Origin of the sequence: Phenylobacterium sp., assembly GCF_028290885.1 — a bacterium.
GTDB lineage: Bacteria > Pseudomonadota > Alphaproteobacteria > Caulobacterales > Caulobacteraceae > Phenylobacterium.
In genome coordinates, this window is record NZ_JAQGIZ010000314.1 from 1 (window position 1) to 16,109 (window position 16,109).

General features: G+C 69.7%; 16 protein-coding genes. 9 read left to right on the forward strand and 7 right to left on the reverse strand.

Going from position 1 to position 16,109, the window contains the following annotated elements:
- Positions 1–128: 128 nt before the first annotated feature.
- Positions 129–506, reverse strand: coding sequence for a hypothetical protein (locus tag JWP28_RS20350; RefSeq protein ID WP_299545681.1), 378 nt, complete (start codon positions 504–506; stop codon positions 129–131).
- A gap of 124 nt (positions 507–630) precedes the next feature.
- A complete protein-coding gene (gene recG, locus JWP28_RS20355) occupies positions 631–2,709 on the reverse strand; it encodes an ATP-dependent DNA helicase RecG (protein WP_299545682.1) in 2,079 nt (692 codons plus the stop codon).
- 59 nt (positions 2,710–2,768) lie between these two features.
- Here recG and JWP28_RS20360 point away from each other — a divergent pair, with 59 nt between their 5' ends.
- Genes JWP28_RS20360 through JWP28_RS20370 form a run of 3 tightly spaced genes read left to right on the forward strand, consistent with a single transcriptional unit; the run spans position 2,769 to position 6,962 of the window.
- Positions 2,769–3,062, forward strand: coding sequence for a succinate dehydrogenase assembly factor 2 (locus tag JWP28_RS20360; RefSeq protein WP_299545696.1), 294 nt, complete (start codon positions 2,769–2,771; stop codon positions 3,060–3,062).
- Positions 3,031–6,543 (forward strand): transcription-repair coupling factor, encoded by a 3,513-nt coding sequence (mfd, locus tag JWP28_RS20365; protein WP_299545683.1) that lies wholly within the window; start codon positions 3,031–3,033, stop codon positions 6,541–6,543. Before JWP28_RS20360 ends, mfd begins: the two co-directional genes overlap by 32 nt.
- Positions 6,544–6,590: 47 nt before the next feature.
- A complete protein-coding gene (locus JWP28_RS20370; RefSeq protein WP_299545684.1) occupies positions 6,591–6,962 on the forward strand; it encodes a hypothetical protein in 372 nt (123 codons plus the stop codon).
- 28 nt (positions 6,963–6,990) lie between these two features.
- Here the strand turns inward: JWP28_RS20370 and JWP28_RS20375 are convergent, their stop codons facing one another.
- Positions 6,991–8,322 (reverse strand): diguanylate cyclase, encoded by a 1,332-nt coding sequence (locus JWP28_RS20375; protein ID WP_299545685.1) that lies wholly within the window; start codon positions 8,320–8,322, stop codon positions 6,991–6,993.
- A 112-nt stretch (positions 8,323–8,434) separates the two neighbouring features.
- On the opposite strand from JWP28_RS20375, the gene JWP28_RS20380 reads away from it, so the two are divergent.
- Positions 8,435–9,211 (forward strand): SDR family NAD(P)-dependent oxidoreductase, encoded by a 777-nt coding sequence (locus tag JWP28_RS20380; RefSeq protein WP_299545686.1) that lies wholly within the window; start codon positions 8,435–8,437, stop codon positions 9,209–9,211.
- Between the two features lie 82 nt (positions 9,212–9,293).
- Positions 9,294–10,439, forward strand: a complete 1,146-nt coding sequence (locus JWP28_RS20385; protein WP_299545687.1) for a CaiB/BaiF CoA-transferase family protein — start codon at positions 9,294–9,296, stop codon at positions 10,437–10,439.
- Positions 10,440–10,606: 167 nt separating this feature from the next.
- On the opposite strand, the gene JWP28_RS20390 is transcribed toward JWP28_RS20385, so the two are convergent.
- Entirely contained in the window at positions 10,607–11,047 is a 441-nt protein-coding gene (locus JWP28_RS20390; protein ID WP_299545688.1) for a YciI family protein, read from the reverse strand.
- Positions 11,048–11,157: 110 nt separating this feature from the next.
- Here JWP28_RS20390 and JWP28_RS20395 point away from each other — a divergent pair, with 110 nt between their 5' ends.
- Positions 11,158–12,144, forward strand: coding sequence for a YihY/virulence factor BrkB family protein (locus JWP28_RS20395; RefSeq protein ID WP_299545689.1), 987 nt, complete (start codon positions 11,158–11,160; stop codon positions 12,142–12,144).
- Here JWP28_RS20395 and JWP28_RS20400 read toward each other — a convergent pair.
- Positions 12,119–12,349 (reverse strand): sulfurtransferase TusA family protein, encoded by a 231-nt coding sequence (locus tag JWP28_RS20400; RefSeq protein ID WP_299545690.1) that lies wholly within the window; start codon positions 12,347–12,349, stop codon positions 12,119–12,121. The genes JWP28_RS20395 and JWP28_RS20400 overlap by 26 nt on opposite strands.
- Before the next feature lie 86 nt (positions 12,350–12,435).
- On the opposite strand from JWP28_RS20400, the gene JWP28_RS20405 reads away from it, so the two are divergent.
- The gene (locus JWP28_RS20405) at positions 12,436–13,887 is read left to right on the forward strand and encodes an MFS transporter (RefSeq protein WP_299545691.1); all 1,452 of its coding nucleotides are present in this window, start codon (positions 12,436–12,438) and stop codon (positions 13,885–13,887) included.
- 6 nt (positions 13,888–13,893) lie between these two features.
- Here the strand turns inward: JWP28_RS20405 and JWP28_RS20410 are convergent, their stop codons facing one another.
- Positions 13,894–14,151, reverse strand: coding sequence for a hypothetical protein (locus JWP28_RS20410; RefSeq protein ID WP_299545692.1), 258 nt, complete (start codon positions 14,149–14,151; stop codon positions 13,894–13,896).
- A gap of 123 nt (positions 14,152–14,274) precedes the next feature.
- Between JWP28_RS20410 and JWP28_RS20415 the strand changes: the two genes are divergently transcribed.
- On the forward strand, positions 14,275–15,384 hold the full coding sequence (locus JWP28_RS20415) for an S-(hydroxymethyl)glutathione dehydrogenase/class III alcohol dehydrogenase (RefSeq protein ID WP_299545693.1): 1,110 nt from the start codon (positions 14,275–14,277) through the stop codon (positions 15,382–15,384).
- Positions 15,381–15,920, forward strand: a complete 540-nt coding sequence (locus JWP28_RS20420; RefSeq protein WP_299545694.1) for an MOSC domain-containing protein — start codon at positions 15,381–15,383, stop codon at positions 15,918–15,920. The genes JWP28_RS20415 and JWP28_RS20420 overlap by 4 nt, the downstream gene beginning before the upstream one ends.
- Here the strand turns inward: JWP28_RS20420 and JWP28_RS20425 are convergent.
- Positions 15,917–16,109 (reverse strand): hypothetical protein (locus JWP28_RS20425; protein WP_299545695.1); only part of this gene is annotated, 193 nt, incomplete at its 5' end. The genes JWP28_RS20420 and JWP28_RS20425 overlap by 4 nt on opposite strands.

Sequence of the window (16,109 nt, forward strand, 5' to 3'; positions counted from 1 at the left end):
CCCGGCCGTAGACAAGGCCTGGTACGGCGACTTCGAGGTCCGGCCCACGATCAAGAGCTGCATCTGGATCTACGTCGAGGGCGAGGTCGAAGACCAGATCAGCGCCCACATCGTGTCCACGTGATCATCTAGGGCTGGGCGTCGTTAGGCCAGGGCAGGCAGTAGGTGCTGCGCGGGCCGCCGGAGTGAATGGACTCTCGGTCGAGGAGTTCCGTCGCCGACCCTTGCGTCCACGGCGGCGGGGCCGGCGCGCCAGGTTGCGGCTTGGGGATCAGGTCCGTCAGCCGGCTGGGTAGGTCGGGAAGCCCCGCAATGCGTCGCCGGTCGACGATGTAGGTCATGTAAATGTCCGGCCGCTCCCACGTGTAGGCACCGCGGTCGTTGGTGCTGACGAGGGAATGGAAGATCCCATCCCAGAGGTCGGTCCAGCTGCCCCGCACGCCCTCAGGGGCGCCACCGGCCTTCTCGCAGCGGATTTTTTCGTCATAGTTGGTCGCGAGAATCAACCAGTGGCCCTCATTCAGCCGTTGGCTGCCGCTCGGCGTCGCCTGATCGATGCCTGCCCCGATCCACGCGGGCATGCAGGCTGTGAGTGTCGACGCTGAAGCCGCCACAGCGGCGAAGATGAATCTAGCCCGCATCCCGAAGCCCCAATCCTGCTTTCCAGTCGAAGAGTTCCTGCAGCACCTGCAGCGCCCTGCCGCGCTCCGTCTTCAGCTCCGGGTCTCGGCCCACGATCAGCCGGGCATCGTCGCCGGCCACTGCGATCAGGTCGCGGTGCGGGCCCAGCACGTCGGCGAAGACGTAGTCGGGGAAGCCGGACTGCTTGAGGCCAAGCGCGTCGCCGCCGCCACGCAGCTCCAGGTCGGTCTCGGCGATCAGGAAGCCGTCGTCGGTGCGCCTGAGGATATCGAGCCGCTTCTGGGCGGTCTCCGAGAGCGGTGGGTCGTAAAGCAGGACGCAGGAACTCTCTTGGCGGCCCCGACCGACCCGGCCGCGCAGTTGATGGAGCTGAGCCAGGCCGAAGCGCTCGGCCTGCTCGACGACCATGATGGTGGCGTTGGGCACGTTGACGCCCACCTCGACCACCGTGGTGGCGACCAGTACCGAGAGCCGGCCGTCGGCGAACTCGGCCATCACCTTGTCCTTGGCGGCCGGGGCCATCTTGCCGTGCACCAGGCCGACGCTGGGCCCGATCGTGGCCTTCAGCTCCTCGGCGCGGGTTTCGGCCGCCTTGAGATCGATGAGCTCGGACTCCGAGACCAGCGGGCAGATCCAGAAGGCCTGGGCGCCGCCCTTCACCGCGTCGCGCAGGCGCGCCTCCACCTCGCCGATGCGGGTCATGGGCGCGGCGCGGGTGGCGACGGGCGTGCGTCCGGGCGGCTTCTCGTCGATCCGAGAAACGTCGAGGTCGCCGAAGAGGGTGAGCTCCAGGGTGCGCGGGATGGGCGTGGCGGACATCGCCAGGAAGTGCGTCGCCCAGCCCTTGGCCTGCAGCCGCTGCCGCTCGGCCACGCCGAAGCGGTGCTGTTCGTCGACCACCGCGAGCTGCAGCTGGTGAAAGGCCACATCGTCCTGGAAGAGGGCGTGGGTGCCCACCGCCACCTTCACCGCGCCGGAAGCCAGCGCCCGTAGCTTCTCGGCCCGCGCCGCGCCCTTGTCGCGGCCGGTGAGCAGGATGACGCCAACGCTGTGGTCGGCGAGCGGGCCGGAGATGGTCTCGTAATGCTGGCGGGCCAGGATCTCGGTCGGCGCCATCAAGGCGCTCTGGCCGCCGCCCGCCGCGACGTCGGCCATGGCGCACATGGCGACCACCGTCTTGCCGGAGCCCACGTCGCCCTGGATTAGCCGGCTCATCCGCTCGCCGGCGGCGAGGTCGGCGCGGATCTCGGCCAGCGCCCGCTCCTGCGCCCCGGTGAAGGCGAATGGCAGGTCGGCGCGGATCTTCGCGGCGGTGTCGCTGGCGGCGATCCGGGCGGCCGGCTCCTTGCGCCGCTCAGCCTTGCGCTGAGCCATGGCCAGCTGTTGGGCCAGCAGCTCGTCGTAGGCCAGCCGGCGGTAGTGCGGGCTGGACGGCGAGAGGTCGGCCTCGGTTTCAGGGTTGTGCAGCCGCGCCAAGGCCTCGCGCCAGGAGGGGAACCGCTCGCGGGCGGCCCAGGCGGCGTCCTGCCACTCCGACATCTCCGGGGCGCGTTCCAGGGCCTCCAGGGCGAAGGTGCGCACCCGGCGCGCCGGCAGGCCCTCAGTGGCCGGATAGATCGCCTCCAGCTCGGGGATTTCGCCGCGCTTCTCCGGCGCGACCATGTAATCGGGGTGGACCATCTGGCGGCCGAAATCGCGGTCCTCGACCTTGCCGGAGATGATCCGGCGCGCGCCCACCGGATGGCGCTGCTCCAGCTGGTCCGCGAAGCGGCCGAAGAACACCAGGGTCATGAAGCCGGTCGGGTCGGCCACCCGCATCCGCAGGGGCTGGGCCTTGGTGCGCGCCGGCTGGTGGTTTTCGATCACCACCTCGAAGGTCATCACCTGGCCGTCCGTGGCCGCCGAGAGCGCGGCCGGGGTCCGGCGGACCAGGGAATGGGGCTTCAGGAACAGGACGTCGCGGACGATCGGCCCGGCCAGCCGCTCCAGCAGCGGCGCCACGCGCGGACCCACCCCCTTCAGCGAGGTGACCGGCGCAAAAAGCGGGAACAGAATCTCGGGCCGCATGATTGCAGCATAGCCGACTGGCGCTCGCCCACGTCCCGCTCTATATCCGCCACCTCTTCATGACGACCGATGACGACGCCCGGCTGAAAAAGCTGAGGTTCCGCGCGTGGCGCCGGGGCTTCAGGGAAGCGGACCTCATTCTGGGGCCGTTCGCGGACAAACATGTCGCGAGCTTCACGCCGGCCGAGCTGGACTGGTTCGAGGATCTGCTCGAACAGCCGGACCAGGACCTCTACGCCTGGATCATCGGAACGGCGCCGACGCCGGCCGCCTACGACGGCGAGATCATGAACCGGATCAAGCAATTCCGCTTCGAAGCTCATGCCGAGCGGGGCGACGGCCGTGGCGGCTGACGGCTCGCGTCCGATCACCGCGGCCGAGATGCGCCGGGTCGCCGACGATCCCGGGCGGCTCGACCTCGTCGGGGCGCCGGAGGGCTTCGACGCCCTGGTGATGGCCAACATCGTCCGGGCGCGGAAGGGCCTGTCGGTGTTCGTCGCCCGCGACGGGACGCGGCTCTCAGCCTTCGTGGAGGCCTTCCGGTTTTTCGCGCCGGAGGTCGAGGTGCTGACCTTCCCGGCCTGGGACTGCCTGCCCTACGACCGCATCGGGCCCTCGGCCGGCATCGCCGCCCAGCGGATGACCGCCCTCTCGCGGCTCGGCGAGGGGCTGGACGCCAAGACGCCGCGGCTGCTGGTGACCACGGTCCCGGCGCTGGTGCAGCGCGTGCCGCCGCAGAGCGCGGTCAAGCGGGCGGGCTATTCGGCCCGCAGCGGCAATATCGTCGAGATCGCCGACCTCGAGACCTATTTCGCGATCAACGGCTATCAGCGGGCCTCGACGGTCTCGGAGAAGGGCGAGTTTGCCATCCGCGGTGGGGTGATCGACGTCTTCCCGCCCTCGGCAGAAGAGCCGGTGCGCCTCGACCTGTTCGGCGACACCCTGGAATCCATCCGCGCCTTCGACCCCGAGACCCAGCGCTCCACGAAGCAGTTGAAGGAAGTAAGCCTCCTGCCGGTCAGCGAGGCCCTGCTCGACAAGGAGGCGATCTCCCGGTTCCGTTCAGGCTACCTGGCGACCTTCGGGGCCGCTGGCGACGATCCGCTCTACGCCACCGTCTCCGAGGGCGGACGGCGGGCGGGCATGGAGCACTGGCTGCCGCTGTTCTACCCGACGATGGCGACCCTGTTCGACTATCTGCCGGCAGGCGCAGTCGTGGCGCTCGACCACCTGGCCCGCGAGGCGTCCGACGAACGGCTGGCGCTGGTCGCCGACGCCTACGAGAGCCGCGCCCAGACCGAACGGCGCGTCCAGTACCATCCGCTGGAGCCGGACCGGCTCTACCTGACCGCCGACGAGCTGAAGGCTCTGCTGGCCCGCCGCGCCACGCGGCGGTTCTCTGCCTTCCAGGAGGCCGAGGGCGACATCGTCATCGACATGGGCGCGCGCGCCGGCCGCAATTTCGCGCCGGAGCGGCAGACCGACAGCGTCAACCTGTTCCAGGCCACCGCCGACCACGCCACGAAGCTGGCCGCCGATGGCAAACGGGTGCTGTTCGCCTCCTGGTCGGACGGCTCCTCCGACCGGCTGGGTTCGATGCTGGCCGACCACGGGCTGAAGGACGTCCCCTTCGCGCCTTATTGGGACGCAGCCAAGGCGGCCAGCCCGAAGGCGCCGCAGCGGGTCGTGCTGCCGCTGGAGGCCGGGTTCGAGACCGACACACTGGCGGTGATCTCCGAGACCGACATCCTCGGCGACCGGCTGTCGCGGCCACGGCGTCGGCGCCGCGCGTCGAACTTCCTGGCGGAGGCCTCGGCCCTGACCCAGGGCGACCTGGTCGTGCACATCGACCACGGCATCGGCCGCTACGAGGGCTTGAAGACCCTCGACGTGCAGGGCGCGCCGCACGACACCCTGGAGATCCATTACGGCGGTGAGGCCAAGCTCTACCTGCCCGTCGAGAACATCGACCTCCTGACCCGCTACGGCGCGGAGTCCGAGGGCGTGGTCCTCGACCGGCTGGGCGGGGCGGCCTGGCAGGCCCGCAAGGCGCGCGCCAAGACCCGCCTGCGCGAGATGGCCGAGGGCCTGATCCGCATCGCCGCCGAGCGCGCCACCAAGGTCGTCGATCCGGTGGACCCGCCGCACGGGGTGTTCGACGAGTTCTGCGCCCGCTTCCCCTACGAGGAGACCGACGACCAGCTGGCCGCCATCGGCGACGTGCTGGAGGACCTGTCGGCCGGCAAGCCGATGGACCGGCTGATCTGCGGCGACGTGGGTTTCGGCAAGACCGAGGTGGCGCTCAGGGCGGCCTTCGTGGTGGCGATGAGCGGCCAGCAGGTAGCGGTCGTGGCGCCGACCACGCTGCTCGCCCGCCAGCACTACAAGACCTTCTCCGAGCGGTTCGAGGGCTGGCCGGTGAAAGTCCGCCGCCTTTCGCGCCTGGTTCCGGCCAAGGAGGCCGCCGAGACCCGCGAGATGCTGAAGAACGGCGAGGTGGAGATCATCATCGGCACCCACGCGGTGCTCTCCAAGCAGGTCGGCTTCCGCAACCTGGGCCTGGTGGTGGTCGACGAAGAGCAGCACTTCGGGGTCAAGCACAAGGAGAAGCTCAAGGAGCTTCGCGCCGACGTGCACATGCTGACCCTGACCGCCACGCCGATCCCTCGCACGCTGCAGATGTCGCTCAGCGGCATCAGGGAAATGTCGATCATCGCCACCCCGCCCGTCGACCGCCTGGCAGTGCGCACCTACATCACCCCCTGGGACCCGGTCGTGGTCCGCGAAGCCCTGCTGCGCGAGAAGTATCGCGGCGGCCAGGCCTACTACGTCGCCCCGCGCGTCTCCGACCTGCCGGACCTGCAGCGCTTCCTGCGCGAGCAGGTCCCCGAGGTGAAATTCGTGGTCGGCCATGGCCAGATGGCGCCGACCCAGCTCGAAGAGGTGATGAGCGCGTTCTACGACGGCAAGTACGACCTGCTGCTCTCGACCAGCATCGTGGAAAGCGGCCTCGACATTCCGACCGCCAACACCCTGGTCATCCACCGGGCCGACATGTTCGGCCTCTCTCAGCTCTATCAGCTGCGCGGCCGCGTCGGCCGGGCCAAGAGCCGCGCCTATGCCTATATGACCACGCCGGCCGAAAAGCAGATCACGCTCTCGGCGGAGCGGCGGCTGAAAGTCCTGCAGTCGCTGGACAGCCTCGGCGCCGGCTTCCAGCTCGCCAGCCACGACCTCGACATCCGCGGGGGCGGCAACCTGCTGGGCGAGGAGCAGTCCGGCCACATCCGCGAGATCGGAGTCGAACTCTACCAGCAGATGCTGGAGGACGCGGTCAACGAGCTGAAGACCCAGGCCGGGGCGGAAGGTCTGGAGCACGACCGGGGCTGGTCGCCGCAGATCAACACCGGCGCGGCCGTGCTGATCCCCGAGGAGTACGTGCCTGACCTCAATGTGCGTCTGTCGCTCTACCGCCGCCTGTCCGACGCCGAGAAGGCGCAGGACCGCGAAGCGCTGGCCGCGGAACTGATCGACCGTTTCGGGCCGCTGCCGCCGGAGGCCGGGCAATTGCTGAAGGTCGTGGCCATCAAGGGCCTCTGCCGCGAGGCCAACGTGGCCAAGATCGACGTGGGGCCGAAGGGCGCGGTCGTGTCGTTCCGCAACGACGACTTCAAGAACCCCGGCGCGCTGATCGAGTTCGTCGGCAAGCATCAGGTCGCCTGGCGGATCCGCCCCGACAACAAGGTGGTGGTGAAGGGCGAGTGGGAGACGCCGGAGCAACGGCTGGGCGCCGCCGAACGGGTGCTGACCGAACTGGCGAAACTCGCCGCTTGAGCCCAAGCTGGCGCCTTGCCGCCGATCCCCGCGGCCGGGAGCATCCAATGATCCGATCCATTGCCCTGTCCGCCGCCGTGTTTGCAACGTCGTTGGCCGCGACGGGCGCACAAGCCGCCGATACGGATATCACCTCAGACGTGCGCTGCATGGTGGTCGCCGCCGCCATGGCCCAGAACACCGATCCCAAGGTGCAGAACGCCGGCTTGATGGCGGGCCTCTACTACCTGGGCAAGCTGGACGGCCGCGAGCCGAACCTCGACCTGGAGGCCCGCCTCAAGCAGGAACTGGCGCAGATGAAGCCCGCGGAGATGGTCGCCGAGGCCCAGCGCTGCGGGGCGCAGTTGACCGCGCGCGGCAAGATGGTGACCGAGATCGGCGCGCGCCTGCAGGCTCAGGGCGCCGGCAAGGCGCCCTAGACGGACGCCGGCCCTTCGGGCGCGGGCTTCAGCTCGCCTTCAGGCCCTGGGCGTGCGCCGCAGCTTCCTCCAGCGCGCGTCCGGCGTTTTCCGCCGAGGTCACCGGGGCCACGCCCAGGTCGAATTCGACCACGAAGGGAGCCTGGCCTTCGCCGGCCTCGAAGGCCGTGCAGCCGATCACCGCGGCGATCCGCTCGCCGGCCAGGCGGCCGTTGCCGCCGGGCGTGTTGGGCAGGGCGAGCGCGAAGACCTCGGGGCCCAGGCGGGCGGCGGTGTCCTCGACGCGCACCAGTCGGCCGATCATTGAGCCGATCTGCGGGACGGCGCGGTCCAGCCAGCCGCCGGCGCGGGCGGCCTTCAGCTCCGGCTTCTCCGCCACCTTCAGGACGCAGACGCTGAGCGCGCGGTTGCGGAGCTTTGAGGCCTGCGCCAGGCGGCCAAGGTGAGCGGCGAAGAGGTCGCGGGTGAAGAGGCCGGTCGCGGCGTCCATCAGGCCGGAGGTCCGCGCCTGATCGAGCGCCTGGCGGACGGCCATCTGGCGGCGGTAGCTGCGGGCGAGTTCGACGATCCGGCGCGCCGTCTCACTCTCCGGCGTCTCCGGCGAGGCGACGTCGGACAGGCCCCGATGGAAGGCCTCCGTGACCGTCACATAGGTTTCCTTGCGCATGTAGAGCAGGGCCGGCGTGTGATAGAGGCGCGTGTTGCGGCGCAGGCCCGCGGCGATCGACAGCGCCTCCTGCGGATTGTCCCCGGCCCACAGCACCACGGCGTCGAAGATCCGTTCATGCAGATAGTCGAAGGCCGTATAGGCCGTGAAGGCACCCACCACGTCGGCGCCGTTCCGCAGCAAGGCGTTGTTCAGCGCCAGGAATTGCGGCGCGGGCTCGCCGATCGCCAGCACGCGGTAGGGGCTGACATCGTTCTCCGGGGCGTCGAGCTTACGGCCGAACTCGGCGAAGGTTTCCGTGCGAAGCTCGAATTCCTCCTCGGCGACCGCGGTGCGGACCAGGGTCTCCAGCCGCATGGCGGCCTGCGCCGGATGCAGCGGGGCTGCCAGCGTCACGTCGAATCCGTAGGTCTCCAGGATCGGATCAGGATCGCCGATGGCGATGACCGGCAGCCTCCGCGGCGCACAGGCGGCCTTCAGGCGCCGCGCCAGGCCCAGCGCCTCTTCGCCCACGCCGCGCAGGTCGATGATCGCGCCCTCGATCTGCAGGTCGGTGATGGCGGTGACCGCGGCAAAGCGCCCCCGGGCAGTGATCGTGCGCCAGCCAAGACGGTCCAGCCCCTCGGCGAGCGGGCCCGCCAGGCTGTCGTCCCGCGCGACGATCAGGATTCGCGCCTGGACGCTTAGCGACATCTGTCCTCTTCCTGCGGCCGGCGCTTGGGCCGAAAACGTGAATCAGCCCCGCGCCAACTTAGATTGCGAGCGTAAGTTGCAACAGGTCGTGAAAGGTTAAGAGGATTGAATAATGACGGCGTCTTTGCAAGGCCAGGTAGCGGTGGTGACCGGGGCGTCCGGGGGGTTGGGCGCGCACTTCGCGCGGCTGCTGGCGGCGGAGGGCGCTGCGGTCGCCCTCACGGCGCGCCGCCTGGACAGGGTCGAGGCGCTGGCCGGTGAGCTGGCGGGCGCCGGCCATCGCGCCATGGCCCTGCGCCTTGATGTCGCGGACGCCGAGGCGATTGGCCCCGCGCTGGACGAGGTGGAAGCCGGGCTGGGGCCGGTGTCGATCCTGGTCAACAACGCCGGCGTCGGCGGCGAAGGCTTGGCGCTGGACGTCTCGGTGGAGGATTTCGACCGGACCTTCGCCGTCAATGTGCGCGGGACCTTCATCACCGCGCGCGAGGCGGCCCGGCGGATGATCGCCTCCGGCGTGGCCGAGCGCGGCGCGGGGCGGATCGTCAACCTGGCCTCCATCGCCAGCCAGACCGTGCTGCCGGGACTTTCGGTCTACTGCGGCTCCAAGGCGGCGGTGGCGATGATGACCAAGGGAATGGCCCGGGAGTGGGCCAGGCGCGGCATCGCGGTCAATGCGCTCGCGCCCGGCTACATCGAGACCGAGATCAACGCCCGGTGGTGGCCCACAGAGGGCGGCCAGAAGCAGCTGAAGGGCTTCCCGCGACGCCGGCTGATGCAGGAGAGCGACCTCGACGCGGCCTTCCTGATGCTGGTCGGGCCGGCGGCCTCGGCGATCACCGGCAGCCTGATCGTGGTCGACGACGGCCAATCGCTGCCGGGCGGCGGCTGACGCGCCCAAGCTGCCTGACAGGTGGGGGTTGGCTGACCGTGGGGCAGGGGGCTTTACTCTGGCCCAACAAGGGAGTGACGCGATGCGCCAGGGACCGCTGACGGGGCTGAAGGTGGTGGAGTTCGCCGGGATCGGGCCCGGCCCCTTCTGCGGCATGCTGCTGTCCGACCTGGGCGCGGACGTGGTGCGAATCGACCGCAAGGGCGGCCGCGGCGGCGCGCCCTCCGACGTCACCTCGCGCGGCCGCCGCTCGGTGGCCCTCGACCTGAAGACCCCCGGCGCCATCGAGACCTGCCTGAAGCTGATGGAGAAGGCTGACGCGGTCTTCGAAGGCTTCCGGCCCGGCGTGATGGAGCGACTCGGCCTCGGCCCCGACGTCGCCCTGAAGCGCAATCCGAAGCTGGTCTACGGCCGCATGACCGGCTGGGGGCAGACCGGCCCCTACGCCAACGCCGCCGGCCACGACATGAACTACATCGCCATCACCGGCGCCCTGCACGCCATCGGCACGGCCGACAAGCCAGTTCCGCCGCTGAACCTGGTGGGCGACTTCGGGGGCGGGGCGCTCTATCTCGCCTTCGGCCTGCTGGCCGGCGTGATCCAGGCGCGCGAGACCGGCCGTGGCCAGGTGATCGACTGCGCGATGAGCGACGGCGCGGCGTCCCTGATGGCCATGTTCTACGGTTTCAAGGCCTCCGGGATGTGGAAGGAAGAGCGGCGGCAGAACCTGCTCGACGGCGGCGCCCACTTCTACGACACCTACCGATGCGCCGACGGCAAGTGGATCTCGATCGGCTCCATCGAGCCGCAGTTCTACGCCCTGCTGCTGGAGAAGACCGGCATTAGCGACCCGGACTTCGCCCGCCAGATGGACCGCAGCGCCTGGCCGCAGCTGCGCGAAAAGCTCGCCAAGGCGATCGCCGGCAAGACCCAGGCCGAGTGGTGCGAGATCATGGACGGCTCGGACGTCTGTTTCGCCCCGGTCCTCGACCTGGACGAGGCGCCCCGCCATCCGCACAACGCGGCGCGCGAAACCTTCGTGGACGTGGCTGGGGTCATCCAGCCGGCGCCCGCGCCCCGTTTCTCGGCGACGCCCGGGGCCATCCAGGGCCCCCCACCGGCCATCGGGGCCCATAACCGCGAGGCGCTACTCGATTGGGGCTTCACGCCCAGTGAGGTCGCCGCGCTCGACGCTTCGGACACACAGGTGAAAGATACCGTTTCCTGACGGCCGCGTTCAGCTTGGGTTCAGCCGCCGGGTCGCAATCTATGCGCGGGTTGTTCGTCGCGCTCTCCCGTCCCTCGAAGCGGCGACCAATCTGATGGAACGACACGCCCATCGGCGGCGCGCCACCCCTCAAAGGGTGGCGCGCTGTTTCCTTATGTGGGCGGAGACTAGGCCTGGGTCTTGGGCGCGCTCCGGGCCTGCTCGTCGCGCCAGCCCTGCTCCTGGGCGATCAGCTCGGGCGAGGCGACTTCGGCGAAGTCCTCGGGCTCGAAGAACGGGCGGATTTCGAGGTTGAACTCGTTGTCGCCGTCCGTGGGCGCCCTGCGGGCCCAGTCGACGGCATCCTGCAGGGACTTCACCTGCCAGACCCAGTAGCCGGCGATCAGCTCCTTGGTCTCGGTGAACGGGCCGTCGGTGACCATCGCCTTGCCGCGCTTCAGGCTCACCCGCGCGCCCTTGGCGCTGGACTGCAGGCCGCCCCCGTCGAGCATGACCCCGGCGGCGATCAGCTCGTTGTTGAACGCGCCCATCGCCTCGATCAGCTCAGGATTCGGCAGGGCGCCTGCCTCGGACTCCCTGCTGGCCTTCACGATCACCATCACCCGCATCGCCGCGTCTCCCCTGTCTCAAGAGCCGGACGCGATGTCCGGCTTCTGTCCATAACGACGAACCAAGCGCCCGCCGACCGACAGGTCGAGCGGAATTCTTCGCCGGAGCCTTGCGCCGGCCGGCGTTCCTCAGCACTTTCCAGGCGATGGCGGGCCCGCGGTTCATTTCTGGCGTTCGAGCCGCGGCGTGGGATCCGCTCCATTGGCTGCGGGTCGCGCTCAAGACGCTGGGACTGGCGCTGACCCGGCTCTGGGGCCGCGACGTGATGCTCTACACCGGCGGCGTCTCGTTCTTCAGCCTGCTGGCGATCTTCCCGGCGCTTGCGATCATGATCACCCTCTACAGCCTGCTCTCCGACCCCGCCCAGGCGGCGCGGGAGGGCGAAGCCTTGGCGGGGGTCATCCCGGCAGGGGCGCGGGAGATCGTCCAGAGCGAACTGATGCGCCTGGCCCACGCCCCGCACGGCGCCATGTCGGCGCAGGGCGTTTTCGCCTTGCTGGTCGGGCTCTACGCCGCCCACCGGGGGTTCAAGGCGATGCTGGCCGGCCTGTCGTTCATCCATGACGAGGACGAGCCGCACGGCTTCGTGGGGTTCAACCTGATGGCCCTGGTGGTGCTGGTGGCGACCTTCGCCATGCTGGCGGTGGTCTCGGCGGTGTTCTTCGGCCTGCGGGTGCTGGGTTCGGCCTTCGAGCTTCGGCCCCTGCGCGGCGTTTCCTGGCTCTACAGCGAATGGACCTGGGCCAGCGTCTTCATGACGCTCGGCATGAGCCTGATCTATCGCTGGGCCATGTCGCGGCGGCCGGTGGACTGGCGCGCGTCGCTGATGGGAGGCCTGAGCGCCGCGGTGCTGTGCCTCTTCGCGTCGTGGGCCACGGCCTTCTATGTCGAGCAGATCGCCCATCTGGGCGCCACCTACGGGTCGATCGCCACGGTGGTGGTGTTCCTGATCTGGCTGTCGTGGAACGTGAACGCGATCTTCTTCGGCGGCGCGCTGGCGACCGAGGTGGAGATCGCCATCGACACCCACGCGCCGCCGCCGGCCCTGGCCGACCAGCGCGGCGCCAAGCCTATGGTTTCGCCACCAGGAAGCTGAAGCCGCCGTCCAGTTCCTCGCGGGCCAGGATTTCGGCCCCGACCTCGGCGGCGAAGTGGGGCACGTCGATGCGCGCCATGGGATCGTCGGCCAGCAGCCGCACGCGACTCCCGGCCGGCGCGGCCTCGAGCGCTTTGCGCAGCCGCAGCGTCGGCACCGGGCAGCGGTGGCCGCGGGCGTCGACGACGATCTCCTGGGAAGCCATGCCGCCGCATATACCGCGCACGGGCCGGAACCCAAGCTTGACCTTTAGGCGTTGAAGCCGGACGCAGGAACGGCGGGGGAATTTCGATGCCGGCCATAGGCGAGGTGTTCGCGACCGACGTGCCGGCCAGGCTCGACCGCCTGCCGTGGAGCCTCTTCCACTGGCTGGTGGTGGCCGCACTCGGCGTCACCTGGATCCTCGACGGCCTGGAGGTGACGCTGGTGGGCTCGCTCTCGCCGGCGATCCAGCGGCCCGAGGCGCTCGGTCTGACCGCCAGCCAGATCGGCCTGACCGGCAGCGCCTACATCCTGGGCGCTGTGCTGGGCGCGCTGGTGTTCGGCCGCCTCGCCGACACCCTTGGCCGCCGCAAGCTCTTCACCATCACCGTGGCGGTCTACCTGGTCGCGACCATCGCCACGGGACTGTCGTGGAACTTCGCCTCATTCCTCGTCTTCCGCTTCATCACCGGAGCCGGGATCGGCGGCGAGTACGGGGCGGTGAATTCCGCGATCCAGGAGCTGATCCCGGCCCGGCGGCGGGGCTACACCGATCTCGCCGTGAACGGCAGCTTCTGGGTGGGCGCGGCGCTGGGCGCCCTGGGCAGCGTGGTGGTGCTCGACCCGGCGATCCTGCCGCAGGCCTGGGGCTGGCGGCTGGCCTTCATCATCGGCGGCCTCCTGGCCAGCGTGATCATCTACATCCGCCGGTTCATCCCGGAGAGCCCGCGCTGGTTGATGACCCATGGGCGGCCCGAGGAAGCCGAGGCGGTGGTCGCGGAGATCGAAGGCCGGGTGGCGCGCCACGCCCCGCAGCCGCTCTCGATCCCGGACGCGCCCAAGCTGCGGTTCATCCACCGCGAGCCGACCCGCTGGACCGAGATCGCCACGACCCTGCTTCGCCGTCACCCGCGCCGCACCGTGCTGGGCATGGTGCTGATGGCCACTCAAGCCTTCTGTTACAACGCGATCTTCTTCACCTATGCCCTTATCCTCACTAAGTTTTACGCCATTCCTCCCGCCGCCATCGGCTGGTTCATGCTGCCCTTCGCGCTCGGCAACTTCACCGGCCCGCTGATCCTCGGGCGGCTGTTCGACACCCTGGGCCGCAGGACCATGATCTCGGCGACCTACGGCTTGGCGGGCGCGCTGCTCTGCATCACCGGCTGGATGTTTGCGCAGGGGCTGCTGACGGCGCAGACCCAGACCGTGGCCTGGACGGTGATCTTCTTTTTCGCCTCGGCCGGCGCCAGCGCGGCCTACCTGACGGTGGGCGAGCTGTTCCCGCTAGAGATCCGGGCGGTGACCATCTCGCTGTTCTACGCCTTCGGCACCCTGCTGGGCGGCGTGGCGGGGCCGGCGGTTTTCGGGGCGCTGATCGAGACCGGCGAGCGCGGCCAGATCTTCAATGGCTACCTCCTGGGGGGTGGGTTGATGCTGCTGGCGGCCCTGGTCGAACTGGCGCTGGGGGTGTCGGCCGAACGCAGGCCGCTTGAGGACGTCGCCCCGCCGCTGTCGCTCGCGCCGGAGGAGGCCGACTAGCGGGGGTCAACCCACGCGCAAGACCGGCGCGCGGCGGCGTTCGGCCTTCAGCAGGCTCCAGCCTTCGCGGGTGAGGACGAAGGCGTGGGGAGAGCCGCGCCAGCCGTTGGCCGCGGCCGCGCTTCCGGCCCGCTGCAGGAGCCGCCGTCCGCAGAGCCGCATACAGACGCCAATGACCATCGGGTCGCGGTCGACCAGCGGCTCGCGCAGCGCCTGCAGAAGCACCTTGCGCTCATCGTCCGTCAGGTCTTGGGGGAGGCTCATGTCGGCGTAACGCCAAGCCCGCCTGTCTGTTGCCACGCTGGGCCGCCTCGGCGCGCCGGGCCTTCACAAGTGCGTGCGCATGGGAAATGGTCGCCCCGCAATCCAACCCATTCGAGGCCCACCATGAAGACCCGAGCCGCCGTCGCGTTCGAAGCCAAACGGCCGCTCGAGATCGTCGAACTCGACCTGGAGGGCCCGCGCGCCGGCGAGGTGCTGGTGGAGATCAAGGCGACGGGGATCTGTCACACCGACGCCTACACGCTGGACGGGCTGGACTCGGAAGGCCTGTTCCCCTCGATCCTCGGGCACGAGGGCGCGGGCGTGGTGGTCGAGGTGGGCGCGGGCGTCACCAGCGTGGCCCCGGGCGACCATGTGATTCCGCTCTACACGCCCGAATGCCGCCAGTGTAAAAGCTGCCTGTCGCGCAAGACCAACCTCTGCACGGCGATCCGCGCGACCCAGGGCAAGGGCTTGATGCCGGACGGGACCAGCCGGTTCTCCCACAAGGGCCAGACGGTCTTCCACTACATGGGCTGCTCGACCTTCTCGAACTACACCGTGCTGCCGGAGATCGCGGTGGCGAAGATCCGCACCGACGCCCCCTTCGACAAGGCCTGCTACATCGGCTGCGGGGTGACCACTGGCGTCGGCGCGGTCGTCAACACGGCCGGCGTCGAGGCCGGCGCCAACTGCGTGGTGTTCGGCCTGGGCGGCATCGGGCTGAACGTCATCCAGGGGGCGAAGTTGGTGGGCGCCGGCATGATCGTCGGCGTCGACATCAACCCGGCGCGGGAAGACTGGGGTCGTCGCTTCGGCATGACCCACTTCGTCAATCCGAAGACGGTGACGGGCGACCTGGTGGCCCACCTGGTCCAGCTGACCGACGGCGGGGCCGACTACACGTTCGACTGCACAGGCAACACCGAGGTCATGCGCCAGGCGCTGGAGGCCTGCCACCGCGGCTGGGGCGAGAGCATCATCATCGGCGTGGCCGAGGCCGGCAGGGAGATCGCCACGCGGCCGTTCCAGCTGGTCACCGGTCGGGTCTGGCGCGGCACGGCCTTCGGTGGGGCCCGGGGCCGCACGGACGTGCCCAAGATCGTCGACTGGTACATGGAGGGCAAGATCGAGATCGACCCGATGATCACCCACACCATGCCGCTGGACCGGATCAACGAGGCCTTCGACCTGATGCACTCAGGCGAGAGTATCCGCAGCGTGGTGGTCTATTGAGCGGCATAGTCGTCGCGGTCAGCGCCAAGGCGAAGCACGGCGTCGACAAAACCAACCGGGCGGTCATCCGACTGCTGGCCGGGGAAGGTGTCGAGGGCGACGCCCACTGCGGGGCGACGGTGAAGCACCGCAGCCGCTGGCGGCCCGACGCGACCCAGCCCAACCTGCGCCAGGCGCACCTGCTGCACGCCGAGTTGTTCGAGGAGTTGGCGGAAAGAGGCTTTGCGGTGACGCCCGGCTTGATGGGCGAGAACGTCACCACGCGCGGCGTCGATCTGCTGGCCTTGCCTGCCGGCGCCGTGGTGCGGCTTGGCGCCGAGGCGGCCGTGCGGATCACCGGCCTGCGCAATCCCTGCTACCAACTCGACGAGCTCCAGCCGGGGCTGATGGCCGCCTGCCTCGACAAGCAGGGCGGCGAACTGGTCCGCAAGGCCGGTGTGATGGCCGTGGTGCTGGTGGGCGGCGAGGTGCGGGCCGGGGACGCCATCGTCGTAGAACTGCCTCAAGGTCCGCGAGAGCCGCTGAAGCCCGTCTAGCCGAGCGCCGCCGCCCTGAGCTGCGGGAACACCTTGGCGACCTTGTCCAAGAGGTAGTCGCCATAGGTCCCCTCGAACTCGTGGACCGAAGCCCCGTCCCAGCGCTCGGCCTTGTCGGCGTCGCGCAGCGCCGCGTCGGTGGCGACGGCTGGGAGGGGATGCATCGGAGCCATGAAGTCGGGGTCGAAG